Source organism: [Clostridium] ultunense DSM 10521 (assembly GCF_000511955.1).
GTDB lineage: Bacteria > Bacillota > Clostridia > Tissierellales > Tepidimicrobiaceae > Schnuerera > Schnuerera ultunensis.
In genome coordinates, this window is the sequence record NZ_AZSU01000006.1 from 237,822 (window position 1) to 251,699 (window position 13,878).

The following is a 13,878-nucleotide window of genomic DNA, read 5'->3' on the forward strand; positions in this document are numbered from 1 at the left end:
AGGAAATATAATATTTCTTGCCCTTGCCTTCTTGATCCGCCCCATAATCAAATAGGTATAGGACAAGCACAAAATATGGATTTCTTTTGTGAAAGTTATGAGGATTATAGATTATTATTGGGTAATATAATAAATATAGAATTTACTTAATTGGAATGGGGTGTTATGATGAGTTGTAGCTGTGGACATGATAGGACAGAAAAAACCTGTATTGAAATAGTACCAATATTTAATACATTAACCTATGATGAAATGATGGAAGTAGCTAGGATTACAGTGGCTAGAAGTTATAAAAAAGGCGAGATGGTCTACATGGCTGGAGATAGAGGAGAAAAACTATTCGTAATCCATAAGGGTAAGGTTAAGATATCTAGGCTTTCCCATACAGGAAAAGAACAGGTTATTAGAATATTGGGACCAGGTGATTTTATGGGAGAATTATCCCTATTCGTACATGGACCATTGACGGATAATGCAGAAGTACTAGAAGATACAACGGTATGTATAATAGATGGTGAAAAGTTAAAAAACCTAATGGCTAAATATCCTACTATAGCCTTTAAGGTTTTAGAAGAATTAAGCTCTAGATTAGAAAGAGCAGAAAACTTAATAGAACATTTGGGAGTTCATGACGTGGAAACTAGAATTGTTGAAATGTTATTGGATCTAGCCAATGATGAGGGAGAAGTAGTTCTTAATATGAGTAAACGGGATTTAGCCTCCCATATTGGTATGAGCCAGGAGACTTTAAGTAGAAAATTGTCCTATTTTCAAGATATGGGTTGGATAAAATTAATAGGACATAGAAGAATTGTTATATTAGATGAGGGAAATTTGAGGAGTCTAATTTAGGTAGTTTGACTAAGGGGGTTTGGTCTTGTATTTTAGAACATAATTAATATGAGTATCCATTAAAAAATAATTTTTAGGAGGTTTTAATATGGCTATTAAAATGACTGATAAGGTAACTTGGGTAGGGAAGATCGATTGGGAATTAAGACGTTTTCATGGTGATGAATATTCTACTCATAGGGGTTCATCCTATAATTCTTATCTAATAAGAGATGAAAAGACAGTACTTATTGATACAGTATGGGAACCCTTTGCAGAAGAATTTGTTGAAAACCTTAAGAAGGAAATAGATTTAAATGAAATAGATTACATAGTAGCTAATCATGCTGAAATAGACCATAGTGGAGCTTTACCTTTGTTATTGAAGGAAATGCCTCATGTGCCAGTTTACTGTAGTTCTAATGGGGCTAAAATATTAAAGGCACATTTTCATGAAGATTGGAATTTTGTAGAGGTAAAGACAGGAGATGAATTGGAGATTGGAGAAAACAATAAATTAATATTTATTGAAGCTCGAATGTTACATTGGCCAGATAGTATGTTTACCTATATGACTGGAGAAAGTATCCTATTTAGTAATGATGCCTTTGGCCAACATTATGCCTCAGAGTTATTATATAATGATTTAGTAGATCAAGGAGAATTATATCAAGAAGCAATAAAATATTATGCAAATATTTTAACTCCTTTTAGCTCCCTTGTGGCCAATAAAATAAAAGAAGTATTAGGATTTAATTTGCCTGTAGATATGATAGCTACTAGCCATGGAATTATTTGGCGTGATAATCCAGGTCAAATTATAGAAAAATACTTGGAATGGGCAGGCGCCTATCAGGAAAACCAGATTACCATAGTATATGATACCATGTGGAATGCTACTAGAAAGATGGCTGAGGCTATAGCAGAAGGTATTAAATCTGTAGACAAGGATGTAAATATAAAATTGTTTAACGCTGCTAACTCCGATAAAAATGATGTAATTACAGAATTGTTTAAATCAAAGGCAATGCTATTTGGATCCTCTACTGTAAATAAGAGTATAATGCATGCAACTGGTGGCCTACTTGATATGATAAAAGGCATAGGATTTAAGAATAAAAAGGGTGCAGCCTTTGGTTCCTATGGTTGGTCAGGAGAATCTGTAGGCATCCTAGAGGAAAGATTAAAGGATGCAAAGATAGAAATAGTACAAGAAGGAATAAAAGAACTCTGGAACCCAGATGAAGATGCTATAAATAGATGTATTGAATTTGGTAAAGAGTTTGTAGGTAAATTATAAAAAGAGATATACAGAAGGCAGGCTAGAAAAGCCTGTCTTCATCTAAAATTACTATGCTTTTATGGTCATAGTCTATAAGCCTTTCTTTTTTCATCTTTTTCAATTCCCTAAAAAGGGAAGGTCTTTGAACACCAAACCTATCTGCTAATTCTTTTTTAGACATATCCAATTTAATTATCTTGCTATTCTGTATATGATACTCATAGGTCAAAAATTCCACTATTTTATCCCTAATGGTTTTGAGGGACATGAACTTTATCTTATCTGTAAGGATTAAAGCCTTGATGGACAGGGATTCCAAATACTTGGATAGAAAAGCTCTATTGTTTTGACATAAATCTAGTATTAGTTCCTTTTGAATATGTAATAGGCTAGACTTAGCTTCTGCTACCACAGTCATAGGATATTCGTTATTATTGGAAAATGCTAAACTTCCCCCCATAATATCTCCAGGCTTAAAGGAGGCAATTGTTAATATATTCCCATTTTCATCTATTTTTTGGATAGTTACTTTGCCTTCTAATAGGATGTCTATAGTAGTACATATTTCATTTTGCAGATATATAATGGAATTTTTATTATAATTTTTAATCGTACAATATTCATCTTTGAATAGAGCAGAAATTTCATCTGTGGAAAAAGTGTTAAATAAGTAAGTATGACTAATTAAACTTTTATATTTATCAATATCCATAAATATACCTCCAAAAAGTAACTATAGTTACTTTTTATTATACCATTTAGGATTATAATAGAGAAGAATAATTTTTTGGGAGGGGATGGATTATGGATATTTTCACCAAGGTTTTATGGCTTATCACAGGTATTTGGTTCATTATTTCTATGATTAAGGATAAAAAAAGGACCTTAGATGCCATGAAGATGTCTAAGAAAATGATGGGTAATATGTTAGGTCAAATAATAGGTATATTGTTCTTAATAGGGCTTATCCTTACTTTTATACCACCTCATGTCATTAAGGAGTATTTAGGTGGTTCGAATATATTTTTGGCCACTGTAGTTTCTGCATTGATTGGTAGTATTACATTGATTCCAGCTTTTGTGGCCTTTCCTCTAGTAGGTTCTATTGTAGATATGGGGGCTAGTATTGTGCCAGCAGTTGCGTTTTTAACGACTTTAACCATGGTAGGATTTGTAACTTTTAATTTAGAGAAGCAAGAATTCGGTAAGAAATTTGCCCTTGCAAGGAATGGTTTAAGCTTTATATTTGCCATTGCAATTTCGATGATAATGGGGGTAATACTATGATGGAAAAGATAAAGAAAAACAAGTTTTTATTATTTGTTGTTTTAATTTATTTGATATTATTGTTATCCAACACAGAGAAAGCAATTATATCTTTTAAAAATAGTGGTTATTATATAAAAGAAATGCTTATGATAATGCCAGTAATATTTGTATTAACCGCTCTAATAGAAGCCTGGGTTCCAAAGAAAATGATAATGGAACATTTAGGCGATGGTTCTGGGTTAAAAGGCTCTTTTATATCTTTATTACTTGGTAGCGTATCGGCAGGGCCAATATACGCAGCTTTTCCTGTATGTAAAACATTATTAAAAAAGGGAGCTAGCATATCAAATATAGTAGTAATCCTTAGTGCATGGGCAGTAATAAAAATACCTATGTTGGCCAACGAAGCTAAATTTTTAAGTCCTAAGTTTATGGCAACAAGATGGGTATTGACAACTATAGCTATTCTCATAATGGGATATCTCATATCTAAAATAGTAAGAAGAAAAGATATTCCTATGGATTCTGAAAAAATAAATGATGGTGAAATTGTGATAAAAGAAGAATACTGTATAGGATGTGGAATATGTGAAAAGTTGGCCCCAAACTATTTTAAAGTAGGGAATAAAAAGGCTAAGGTAGTAAACTCAAAAGCTGAACAAGAAATGGAAGGTGCAATAATAAAAGCTATAGAAAAATGTCCTACCAAAGCTATAGCCATGGGAGATAAAAAACTACCTAGAGAAAAAGTGGGCAAACAAACAATGGAAATGAATTAGGATAGGTATCACTCCAAAATTTAGTTATCAATATTATACTACCTATGTATACCCAGTATTATTATATTAGTGTAAACTATTTATGCTAGAATATAAAATAATGTATAAAAGTTATTGCTCAAAAAGTAAAGGATGATTATATATGGGGGGAAAGTGCTATAATAATAACACGAGCATAAGATGTAGATAAATCAATGGGTTTGGAGTTCTATCCTAAGAAATAGTAGCAAAAGAAATAGTAGCAAATTTTATATAAGTTTTACCTTGCCTAATCACTAATAGGGCAACCCGACAACATTATCAAAACTTACTGAAGGCTAATGAGCTATTTATAAAAAAATTCTAGATTCCAAACAAAAATTTTGTTGAAACTCATTTAACTAAGGATATTTAAGCAAAGAAGCAGTAGTAGAATTTTCTTATGGATAAAAAATTTAATATTAAAAATTTACGGTAGGATTAATCTTACCGTTTTTTCATTCCTATGATAATATTTGGTTGTAGAGAAGACATTTTTCAAATAAAATTAATGCTATAAACATGTTTGCAAAATTATTTATGATGTAGTAATTAGTAAATCTCTAGAGGAAGCTAAAGAAAACTTTGCTTATGATTTTAATTTAATTCTCTTAGATATAAATTTACCAGATGGGACAGGTTTTGATTTCTTAGAGATATTTAATATAGAATCTACACCAGTAATATTTTTAACAGTTAATGATTCAGAGAAAGATATAATAAAGGGACTTAATATCTCTGATGGATATATAACAAAGCCTTTTAAACTCCCAATATTAAAAGCGAAAATAGAAAGTGTTTTAAGGCGAGTAGATGGAGCAGAAGAAAAATCAAACTATATAGGATTTATGACAGAGTTAATTAAAACAGATAAAGAAAATACAGATATACACTTAAAAAGGTTGTATTTGGAATTAGATAGACTTAAAAACTTTACAGAAGTACTTTTAAAGTTATCTAAAGTAAATTCAAATACTATAGATTATAAATATGAAAAGCTTTCCGTAAAGGAAATAATAGAAGATATAGTAAATAGTTTAAATAGAGATAGAAATGTTAAAGTAGAGTATATTGGGGAGGACTTTATAGTTTTAGGAGATGAAGTTTGGCTTTATGAAGGATTTTTAAATATAATAAAAAATTCTCTAGAACATACTTTAGATAAGATTAAAATAGAGTTTATATCTAATCCAATATATAGAGAAATAAGGATAAAAGATAATGGAAAGGGATTGGAAGAAGAGGTTTTAAAAAGGATTTTTGATAGATTTTATAGGGGAAATACATCTATGCCGGGTTATGGAATAGGATTAAATCTTTCAAAATCAATAATAGAAAACCACAATGGAGATATAAATGCCTATAATGATAATGGACTTATATTTCAAATTAAATTTTACAATGTCACTTAAATGTCATCTTTATATTATATCCTTTAGCTATAGGAGGTAAGAGGATGGAAATATTAAAAATCGAAAACTTAAAAAAGACCTATGGTGAAGGAAAAACAAAGGTAGAAGCCTTAAAGAATATCAATCTAAATGCAGAAAGGGGACAAATGATTGTCATAATTGGGCCAAGTGGTTGTGGTAAATCTACTCTTTTAAATTTAATTTCAGGTATAGATAAGGCAACAGACGGGGACATAATAGTAGAGGGTGGCAATATATCAGAGCTAGATGAAAATAGTTTAGCACTTTATAGAAGGAGACAGCTAGGAATTATATATCAGTTTTTTAATTTAATCCCCAATCTTTCAGTGGAGAATAATATTAAACTACCTATTTTAATGGATAATAAAGAAGTGGAAACAGAGTATTTTGAAGAATTGGTAACTAGTTTAGGGATTAAAGATAAATTAAAAGCTTTTCTAGACAAATTATCAGGGGGGGGGGGCAGCAATAGAGAGTGGCTATAGCTAGAAGTTTAATATATAAGCCAAGTATAGTTTTAGCAGATGAGCCGACGGGAAATCTAGACAAGAAAAATTCTAAAGATATAATAGAACTTTTTAGACTATCCAATTTAAAGTATAAGCAAACAATGGTAATAGTAACCCATGATGAAGAAATAGCATTATCAGCAGATAGAATAATTAGAATAGAAGATGGCCTTGTTATAAGTGACGAGGTGATAAGATGAATATTTTTAAAGAATATATTAAAGGAGATATTAAAAACAATAGGAAAAGCTATAATTCAACAAGAATTACTATATTCTTAGCTGTATTGATTCTTTCTACTTTTATATTTGGAGTATCCTCCTATTTTAAATCCTTTATGGATATGCCAGTTGATAATATGGGAGGATCACATTTTAGAATTATAAGTGCAATCTCAAGTCAAGATGCAAATAATTTAGTTTCAAATAGGCATATAAAGAAAGTTGGCTTTTTTAATACAAAAGAGCTGGAAGAAGGTTTTGGCTCTAAAGAGCAGACTAAGCTTTTTAAAATGGATGATAATGCAATGTCTACAAGAGAATTCTCCTTAAAAGAAGGAAAACTTCCTAAAGATGGACAGGTAATGATAAGTGATGATATGGCTAAAGAAATAGGTAAACATTTAGGAGATAACATAGAAATTGAAGATAAGATATACCATATATCAGGTATATACTATGGTACAACTCATGGGTATCAAAACTTCTATAATATACATTTAAATGTAAGCCAAAAAGTTCTCTTAGAAAGTGGGGAAGAATTATCACCTTTTATATGGTATAAAAATATATATAGAACCTACAGTTTAAGTGAAGAAATTATGAACAACTTGGAGACTAAAGACGTTACTTATGGTTATAACGATTTATATTTAAATAGATCCTTTGTATTTGACCCAGAAAAGGATTTATTAAAAGATTATAATAGCCATCTTTTAGTACTTGCTTTATTCATAATATTAATAATTCTCTTTTATTCAATACTTGTAAACTTATTTCTAGTTCAAGAATCAAAATCTATTATAGAATATTCAAAGCTTAAATCTATTGGGGCTACAAATAAAGATATAAGTAAAATAATAAGATTAAAGATCATATATATATCCCAGATTCCAATAGCATTAGGAATATTTTTATCTCTTGGATTAGTAAAAATATTATTTTTAATTATAAATGGAGTCGAAAAATACTTTTCAGGTAAAAAAGATATATATTCAATATATATATGCATTTGAATTTAAAATTTGATTTTAAACTTATCGTATTTATATATATTTTAAGCCTTTTAATAATATATATAAGTACCAAAAAACCAATTAAAAGACTTAAGAAAAATTCTATATTAAGTGGATTAAAAGGAAATATCAAAGGTAAGAGCCATAAAAAATATGATTTAAAATATAAGGGAAATATATAAAAAGATCTTTCAAAACAATTTTATAAAAATAGTAAATATGATTTTAGATTTACAGGTATAACTTTAAAAATAGGTTTTTTATTAATGGTATTTATAATGGCGGCCATTACTTACTATTCTATGGATAAGAAATATAATCGTATAAATAAATATGAAACCTTTGATATTCAAGGTGAATATGCAACTTTAAAGCCATTAGATGAAGATTTTATAAAAGAAATTAAAGAGTTGGAAATAGAGGATTTAGTAAATTTTAGAAAAGAAATTGTATTTTTTAGATTTTGCTCCTAATATGGTTTCAAATAAATATAAGAACACAGGTAGTTTAAGTAGCTTAGAAGAAAAAATAGGGTCTTTTGATAACATGAGGGTAGAAATATTTGGTATAGAAGATGAAAAGTTTAAAGAATTGGCTTTAGAAAGAGGGTTGAACCCAGATGATTGTGTTGGAAATAAAGTGATTCTTTTAAATACTATGGGGGATGATTTTGATATTCCAGTATCAGATATGAAAGATATAAAATTTTTAAAAGATGATGTAAATGAATTATCTCTTTCAGAATATGAAAACTTTATAGAAATTGAAGGTACAAGAACTAGGGGACATGAATTTACTTTAAACGTAGAGGATAAAATAGATACCCCCCTATTTGATTATACTGTTATGAAACATTGTTTAAATGTATACATGCCCAAATCTCAGTATATAGAACTTTTCCATAACTTTTTAAGAATAGCAGATTTAGACCAATATGAATATATTTCAGTTAAAACTGATAATATTGAGGAAATTCAGGAGAGTATTAATAATACGTCAATGGAGTATTTTAAGGTAGATGACTATTTTTTAGAATCTAAAATAGATGAGAAAAACTTAGTCAAGAAAAGAAATATAATAGGAAGTGTATTGGCAATTTTCTTAAGTATGTTTTTTGTAGTAATTGGATTTTCAAATTCCTATTTCTCATTCTATAACCTATTTCTAAAGAGAAAAGATGAATTTTTATTATATAAATCCATAGGAATGGACAAAAAATTATTAGAAAGTATACTAGAACAAGAGAAAAGGAAAATTTTATTTAGCTTTATTTTCTCAATGCCTTTTATAGTATTAGCTGTTACCTATATAATGTCTAAAATATTTACGATATTTAGACCAATAGATTTTTTATTAAACTTAAACTATCTATTTATTTTAGTTATTGTAGGATATATTTTTATAATATATATTTCTATATCAAAGATGTACAATAAGTATAAAAAAGAAATTATAGAAGGGTAGTTTATGTAATGCTGATCAATATAAGGGGGGACAGCTGTTGTTTAAAAAAACTAAACGAGTATTTTTAGCCATATTATTAGCTTTAGTTATATTGATTATTATGAAGAAGATTCCTTTTATAGGCTTTAACTTTAAATCTTTAGAAAAGGTCATAGTAATAGATGCTGGGCATGGAGGGAATGATTCAGGTACTTTATTACCCAAATAGAGAAAGTACTATTGGTGATTTAAATAATAATGAATTGGCACAAATTATGATGAATTCCCTGATTAATGGAACTGGTGCTAATGATAAAGGAATAATAGAAAGAGAAGATTTAATTGTACTGAATCAGACAAAGATGCCAGCTATAATAATTGAATGTGGGTTTTTATCTAATGAAAATGAAGAAAAACTTATACTGACAGATGATTATCAGAATAAGATGGTAGATTCAATAATAGATGGATTAGAAGAATATTTTAGCTTGAATTTAAAGGACTAGCCTAGGCTAGTCCTACTGTTTTCCATAACTAGTTTTTCTCTACATTGAAATAGCCTAAAAAACCAAAGAATCCACACAAACCCAGCCATTTAGGGTTTTTTGAATATAATACCAGTAGTATACTTAAGAATCCTAATAAACCTAAATAAGCTAGTTTATTTACCTTCTTAATCTTTTTCCCATAAAGGACTCTCCTTTTACGTGGATATATATTATATTAATAGAGTTGTTAATATATGACATGGAGTATATTTATTACATGTGATGATGAGTTTATAAAAACAATAGAAAAAAATAATGATAAATTAGAAGATATCATTGGGGATATTAGATTATATAATCCTATAGATTTTCTTAGGAAGGAGATGTATATTAATGTTATCGAATGAAAGAGTTAAATATATAGATAAAGAAATAATGGAAAAAGGTTCTAGGGCATTGATAAAAGAGCTCGGATACTCTGGATTTCTAAGATTTATCCATCATTCTGAAGGTATAAGTAAGGAAGATTATTATAAATGAAATAGATAATTAGCAAAAACTTTTCGTTACATATTCGTAAGCTATTGGGAATCGGGAGTAACTTATATTTTAGGAGATATCAGTAGAAAGACCCAATACAAAATATATGAAAGTAGGAAGAAAAAATATGAAAAAAAGAATACCTTCACTCTTATTAATAATATTATTGTGAAGTGGTTGCAATGGACATAGTACCATACGCAATACAGGATACTAACGGCAACGGGGAACCTAGCCATATATTTGGGTCCATCCACTTACTAGAATTATCTAATGGGGTATATGAATATTCTCCAGAGAGTGTGCTATTGAAAATTTATGATTTTGGTTTTGAAGAGAAGGGATTCACAGCATATATGATGGCTTATGATGATCTAGGCAATTTCTATTTTATTGATGGTCATAATTGTTTAATTATCAAGGCAGACAAAAATGCTATATTAGGAACATCCTCCCTTAGGGAAAGATTTATTGTCACTGAACCAGGATTGATAAAGAGTATTGCAGCCCTGAGGGAAAACATACTTACTATTACAGCAATTATCACCAGACGATTTTCTTATCTACACCTATGAATTAGGCATTTTAGGGGACAATACTATCTGCTGAGGAGTATTACCAGAATCTATTAAAGGCCAATGTGGTATTTTTAGAAAGATTTCCAGATTTCAAGTGAAATTTTTATTGAAATTTAGTTAATTAAGGTTATTTAAAGTAATATTATGATAATATGCACTTAAAAGACCGCTTACAAAAACGAAAGTGGACATTGAGGTGTAAAGATGAATAAAATTGATAAGATAAAGAATCATTTTATTGAATATGGTAAACAACAACCTTAGAGAGAACTAATCAATAAACTAGTTCTCTCTAAAATTATATCTATAATCATAGAAAATAGCAATAAAGCCTATAAAAAACCTAGTTTTTAATCCGACCCCGCCTGTGGAGAAGAAGGAATTCTTATAGGGTATTAGAGGGGGAATAACTTTCACAGCCTGCACCTTTTTAGCATATTATATATTGCATAAGAAAATATGAAGAAAGGTGATTAATATGGATAATCGTCATGAAACAATGCAAGCCTGCCCTTCTGGGAGCTTTGCTTATACTATAAGATCAGGGGATACCTTCTTTTTATTAGCTCGTAGGTTCAATACTACAGTTGAGGCTATAATGAGAATAAATCCAGGGGTTGACCCAAATAGACTTCAAATAGGGCAAAGAATATGTATACCAGGAGTTATGGCTCCTCCAGCACCACCATGCCCAAATGGGTTCCTATATACTATAAGGCCAGGGGATACATTCTTTAGACTCAGTCAACAATTTGGGGTTAGTGTAGATGCAATAATTAGAGCAAATCCAGGGGTAGATCCAAACAGACTTCAAATAGGGCAAATGATATGTATACCAAGTGCAGTAACTCCAACTCCACCATGTCCCAATGGCTTCCTTTATGTAGTAAGGGCGGGAGACACGTTCTTTAGACTTAGTCAACAATTTGGGGTTAGTGTAGACGCTATAATAAGGGCAAACCCAGGAGTAGATCCAAATAGACTTCAAATAGGCCAAGTAATATGTATACCAACTTTCTAAGAAAAGGGAGCTTAGCTCCTTTTTCTTTTATTTAAATCATTAACATCTACCATCTTATCTGCATATTATATATTGCAAATAACTATATGAAAGAAAGGTGGTTAGTATGAAAGAAAATCATGAAATAGAACAACGATGTCCTGCTGGAAGTTTTGCCTACACTATAAGGTCAGGAGATACATTGTTTGCATTAGCACGTAGATTTAATACCACAGTAGAAGCCATTATAGCTATAAACCCGGGGATTGAACCAGAAAATCTTCAAATAGGGCAAATAATATGTATACCAGGAATGATGCCAACACCTCCGTGTCCAAATGGATTCCTATACACTATAAGACCAGGAGATACCCTATTTGCACTTAGCCAACGGTTTGGCGTATCAGTTCAAGCGATAATAAATGCCAATCCAGGAATCGATCCAAACAATCTACAAATAGGTCAAGTAATATGTATACCACAAATGGCACCACCAGTACCTCCGTGTCCAAATGGATTCCTATATACCATAAGACCAGGAGATACCCTATTTGCACTTAGCCAACGGTTTGGCGTATCAGTTCAAGCGATAATAAATGCCAACCCAGGAATCGATCCAAACAATCTACAAATAGGTCAAGTAATATGTATACCGCAAATGGCACCACCATTGCCACCATGTCCAAATGGATTCTATTATACTATAAGGCCAGGAGATACCCTATTTGCTATTAGCCAACGGTTTAATGTATCAGTCCAAGCAATAATAAATGCCAACCCAGGAATCGACCCAAATAATCTGCGAATAGGTCAGGTAATATGCATACCTAGAAGATGTGTTGTATTTTGTTTCTAAAAGGATTTAAAAAAGCCCAAGAATTTGGGCTTTTTAATTCTTTATTGAAATTCTTTCTTCACTTTCATAGAATATATTTTCTTTTTTAACCCCTTTATCTAATAAAATATTGTAGCTATCTATAACCATATTTTTAGAACCACAAATATAAACCTTATATCCTTCTAAATCCATATCTTTTAGCATATGGGTGACATAACCTTTCCTAATACAACTGTTTTTATCTTGAGACACAACGGGAATATATTGGAATCTATCTTCTTCTTTATCTAAGGATTCGAAATAATCCCTATATAGAAATTCATTCTCGTATCTTTGACCATCTAAAAGCTTTACATCTTTTACTGAAGGATTATTTGTTAAGACTTCTTTAGTTAAACCGATAAATGGGGTAACCCCTATTCCATTTCCAATAAATAATATTTTCTCAGCAGAATCATCTATTACTAACTCATCACCCATAGGGCCTTCTAATTCAATTATATCCCCTACCTTAAAATCATTAAATATAATATTAGTTCCATATCCTTTTTCTACCTTTTTTATAATAACACTTAACGTAGTACTATTTTTGTTAAAAGAGGAGATAGAATACGCCCTAAAGGCTTTTGGTTCATCTTGTATTTTTATTAAAATAAATTGGCCCGCCTTACAATCTATCTTTCCAGGAGATATAAAGGAAAAGGTGAATTCTTTCACATCTTTAGTTAAATTTTTAATATCTATAATCTTTGCTTTTATCTCTTGCCGATTTTCATATCCTTTAATTGAGATGTCCTTCATTAAATTAGCAGCTTCTTTTTCTGTTCTTAAAGATAAGATATTTGCTGGACAGTTTTCAACACAGGTGGCACATTTAATACAGTTAATATCCTCCAACTGATTATTTGACGAAAACCCTAAATAAGGAGTCAATTGGAAAGGACAAACTCTAGAACATTTTCCACAGGCATGGCATTTGTCTAAAGATTCTATGGTAACTTTTTTTTCAGTTGTTTTAGTTATACCAATGCTCCTACCTAGTTTATGAGATAATTTTTGGATAGTACCCATAGGACAAAATTGACACCAAGTCCTTGGGTTTAAAAATATAGCAAATAATCCACCTGTTATTAAAACCATCAAATAAGTAGTAACGAAAACAAAGCCTAATTTATCTAAAAAATCATAGGTGCCCCAAAAATTTGATGCTTTAATTACCTTTTTTGAGAAATTATACATAAAGAATATAAAAAATCCTATAACTAAAAATTTTGATTTTAAAATTGTGGGGATTTTTTTGTTTAAACTTATAGGCATGGCTATCCTATCGAACAGAGAACCATGGGGGCAAAAATTTCCGCACCAATATCTGCCTGAAAAAAATGAAGTAATGGTTAAACCAGCCATGATAAAAATAACTAATAATCCTAATTTCGGTTGCCATAGACCACCAATAGCCACTAATAGGGTAAATAGCCAAGCGTATTTTCTAATATTGGTAAAAGTTCGATTGGTTTTAATATAATAATTATCCATTTGAAACCTCCTATGTAATGTAATATACCACCAGGGGGTATATGGGTATTATAACTGTTAAAATAAGATTTGTAAAGTGAAATAAAAACAAAAAACTCCC

General features: G+C 30.2%; 17 protein-coding genes and 2 pseudogenes. 17 read left to right on the forward strand and 2 right to left on the reverse strand.

Translation table 11 applies throughout. The features are described from left to right. Nucleotides 1–168: 168 nt before the first annotated feature. Together CUL_RS0114215 and CUL_RS0114220 are read left to right on the forward strand one after the other, a co-directional pair. A complete protein-coding gene (locus CUL_RS0114215) occupies nucleotides 169–852 on the forward strand; it encodes a Crp/Fnr family transcriptional regulator (RefSeq protein ID WP_236616482.1) in 684 nt (227 codons plus the stop codon). Nucleotides 853–940: 88 nt separating this feature from the next. Further along, nucleotides 941–2,131, forward strand: a complete 1,191-nt coding sequence (locus CUL_RS0114220; protein WP_025642346.1) for an anaerobic nitric oxide reductase flavorubredoxin — start codon at nucleotides 941–943, stop codon at nucleotides 2,129–2,131. Nucleotides 2,132–2,153: 22 nt separating this feature from the next. Here the strand turns inward: CUL_RS0114220 and CUL_RS0114225 are convergent, their stop codons facing one another. Then, entirely contained in the window at nucleotides 2,154–2,825 is a 672-nt protein-coding gene (locus CUL_RS0114225; RefSeq protein ID WP_025642347.1) for a Crp/Fnr family transcriptional regulator, read from the reverse strand. A gap of 92 nt (nucleotides 2,826–2,917) precedes the next feature. Here CUL_RS0114225 and CUL_RS0114230 point away from each other — a divergent pair, with 92 nt between their 5' ends. From CUL_RS0114230 to CUL_RS0114300, 15 genes and pseudogenes are all read left to right on the forward strand, one after another. After that, nucleotides 2,918–3,400 carry a permease gene (locus tag CUL_RS0114230; protein ID WP_005585372.1) on the forward strand — a complete coding sequence of 161 codons (483 nt, stop codon included), beginning with the start codon at nucleotides 2,918–2,920 and terminating at the stop codon, nucleotides 3,398–3,400. Next, complete coding sequence (locus CUL_RS0114235; RefSeq protein WP_025642349.1) at nucleotides 3,397–4,161, forward strand: permease; 765 nt, start codon at nucleotides 3,397–3,399, stop codon at nucleotides 4,159–4,161. The genes CUL_RS0114230 and CUL_RS0114235 overlap by 4 nt, the downstream gene beginning before the upstream one ends. 569 nt (nucleotides 4,162–4,730) lie before the next feature. After that, a pseudogene (locus CUL_RS20240) lies at nucleotides 4,731–4,958 on the forward strand (response regulator transcription factor); the annotation flags it as partial. Nucleotides 4,959–5,027: 69 nt separating this feature from the next. Continuing rightward, entirely contained in the window at nucleotides 5,028–5,591 is a 564-nt protein-coding gene (locus tag CUL_RS0114240) for a sensor histidine kinase (RefSeq protein WP_025642350.1), read from the forward strand. 44 nt (nucleotides 5,592–5,635) lie between these two features. Then, nucleotides 5,636–6,321: pseudogene (locus CUL_RS17535) on the forward strand (ABC transporter ATP-binding protein). Further along, nucleotides 6,318–7,355, forward strand: a complete 1,038-nt coding sequence (locus CUL_RS0114250) for an ABC transporter permease family protein (protein ID WP_005585370.1) — start codon at nucleotides 6,318–6,320, stop codon at nucleotides 7,353–7,355. Before CUL_RS17535 ends, CUL_RS0114250 begins: the two are co-directional and overlap by 4 nt. 266 nt (nucleotides 7,356–7,621) lie before the next feature. Next, entirely contained in the window at nucleotides 7,622–7,828 is a 207-nt protein-coding gene (locus CUL_RS0114260) for a hypothetical protein (protein WP_005585367.1), read from the forward strand. After that, entirely contained in the window at nucleotides 7,803–8,819 is a 1,017-nt protein-coding gene (locus tag CUL_RS0114265) for an ABC transporter permease family protein (protein ID WP_025642353.1), read from the forward strand. Before CUL_RS0114260 ends, CUL_RS0114265 begins: the two co-directional genes overlap by 26 nt. Nucleotides 8,820–8,856: 37 nt before the next feature. Beyond that, nucleotides 8,857–9,027, forward strand: coding sequence for a hypothetical protein (locus tag CUL_RS19000; RefSeq protein WP_157752671.1), 171 nt, complete (start codon nucleotides 8,857–8,859; stop codon nucleotides 9,025–9,027). Further along, complete coding sequence (locus CUL_RS17540; protein ID WP_025642355.1) at nucleotides 8,999–9,304, forward strand: N-acetylmuramoyl-L-alanine amidase family protein; 306 nt, start codon at nucleotides 8,999–9,001, stop codon at nucleotides 9,302–9,304. The genes CUL_RS19000 and CUL_RS17540 overlap by 29 nt, the downstream gene beginning before the upstream one ends. Before the next feature lie 236 nt (nucleotides 9,305–9,540). Further along, nucleotides 9,541–9,693, forward strand: coding sequence for a hypothetical protein (locus CUL_RS19195; RefSeq protein ID WP_005585360.1), 153 nt, complete (start codon nucleotides 9,541–9,543; stop codon nucleotides 9,691–9,693). Further along, nucleotides 9,680–9,826 (forward strand): hypothetical protein, encoded by a 147-nt coding sequence (locus CUL_RS19005; protein ID WP_157752672.1) that lies wholly within the window; start codon nucleotides 9,680–9,682, stop codon nucleotides 9,824–9,826. Before CUL_RS19195 ends, CUL_RS19005 begins: the two co-directional genes overlap by 14 nt. Nucleotides 9,827–10,008: 182 nt before the next feature. After that, the gene (locus tag CUL_RS0114290; RefSeq protein ID WP_005585357.1) at nucleotides 10,009–10,401 is read left to right on the forward strand and encodes a hypothetical protein; all 393 of its coding nucleotides are present in this window, start codon (nucleotides 10,009–10,011) and stop codon (nucleotides 10,399–10,401) included. A gap of 481 nt (nucleotides 10,402–10,882) precedes the next feature. Further along, on the forward strand, nucleotides 10,883–11,425 hold the full coding sequence (locus tag CUL_RS0114295; protein WP_005585356.1) for a LysM peptidoglycan-binding domain-containing protein: 543 nt from the start codon (nucleotides 10,883–10,885) through the stop codon (nucleotides 11,423–11,425). Between the two features lie 106 nt (nucleotides 11,426–11,531). Continuing rightward, a complete protein-coding gene (locus tag CUL_RS0114300; protein WP_025642357.1) occupies nucleotides 11,532–12,260 on the forward strand; it encodes a LysM peptidoglycan-binding domain-containing protein in 729 nt (242 codons plus the stop codon). A 33-nt stretch (nucleotides 12,261–12,293) separates the two neighbouring features. Here CUL_RS0114300 and CUL_RS0114305 read toward each other — a convergent pair whose 3' ends face one another. After that, nucleotides 12,294–13,778, reverse strand: coding sequence for a 4Fe-4S binding protein (locus tag CUL_RS0114305; protein ID WP_025642359.1), 1,485 nt, complete (start codon nucleotides 13,776–13,778; stop codon nucleotides 12,294–12,296). Between the last annotated feature and the right edge of the window lie 100 nt (nucleotides 13,779–13,878).

Excerpts from the sequence above, each read along its gene's own strand:
- CUL_RS0114215 (WP_236616482.1), top strand. The coding sequence starts at position 169 with ATGAGTTGTAGCTGTGGACATGATAGGACAGAAAAAACCTGTATTGAA.
- CUL_RS0114220 (WP_025642346.1), top strand. The coding sequence starts at position 941 with ATGGCTATTAAAATGACTGATAAGGTAACTTGGGTAGGGAAGATCGAT.
- CUL_RS0114225 (WP_025642347.1), bottom strand. The coding sequence starts at position 2,825 with ATGGATATTGATAAATATAAAAGTTTAATTAGTCATACTTACTTATTT.
- CUL_RS0114230 (WP_005585372.1), top strand. The coding sequence starts at position 2,918 with ATGGATATTTTCACCAAGGTTTTATGGCTTATCACAGGTATTTGGTTC.
- CUL_RS0114235 (WP_025642349.1), top strand. The coding sequence starts at position 3,397 with ATGATGGAAAAGATAAAGAAAAACAAGTTTTTATTATTTGTTGTTTTA.
- CUL_RS0114240 (WP_025642350.1), top strand. The coding sequence starts at position 5,028 with ATGACAGAGTTAATTAAAACAGATAAAGAAAATACAGATATACACTTA.
- CUL_RS0114250 (WP_005585370.1), top strand. The coding sequence starts at position 6,318 with ATGAATATTTTTAAAGAATATATTAAAGGAGATATTAAAAACAATAGG.
- CUL_RS0114260 (WP_005585367.1), top strand. The coding sequence starts at position 7,622 with ATGGTATTTATAATGGCGGCCATTACTTACTATTCTATGGATAAGAAA.
- CUL_RS17540 (WP_025642355.1), top strand. The coding sequence starts at position 8,999 with ATGATTCAGGTACTTTATTACCCAAATAGAGAAAGTACTATTGGTGAT.
- CUL_RS19195 (WP_005585360.1), top strand. The coding sequence starts at position 9,541 with ATGACATGGAGTATATTTATTACATGTGATGATGAGTTTATAAAAACA.
- CUL_RS19005 (WP_157752672.1), top strand. The coding sequence starts at position 9,680 with ATGTTATCGAATGAAAGAGTTAAATATATAGATAAAGAAATAATGGAA.
- CUL_RS0114290 (WP_005585357.1), top strand. The coding sequence starts at position 10,009 with ATGGACATAGTACCATACGCAATACAGGATACTAACGGCAACGGGGAA.
- CUL_RS0114295 (WP_005585356.1), top strand. The coding sequence starts at position 10,883 with ATGGATAATCGTCATGAAACAATGCAAGCCTGCCCTTCTGGGAGCTTT.
- CUL_RS0114300 (WP_025642357.1), top strand. The coding sequence starts at position 11,532 with ATGAAAGAAAATCATGAAATAGAACAACGATGTCCTGCTGGAAGTTTT.
- CUL_RS0114305 (WP_025642359.1), bottom strand. The coding sequence starts at position 13,778 with ATGGATAATTATTATATTAAAACCAATCGAACTTTTACCAATATTAGA.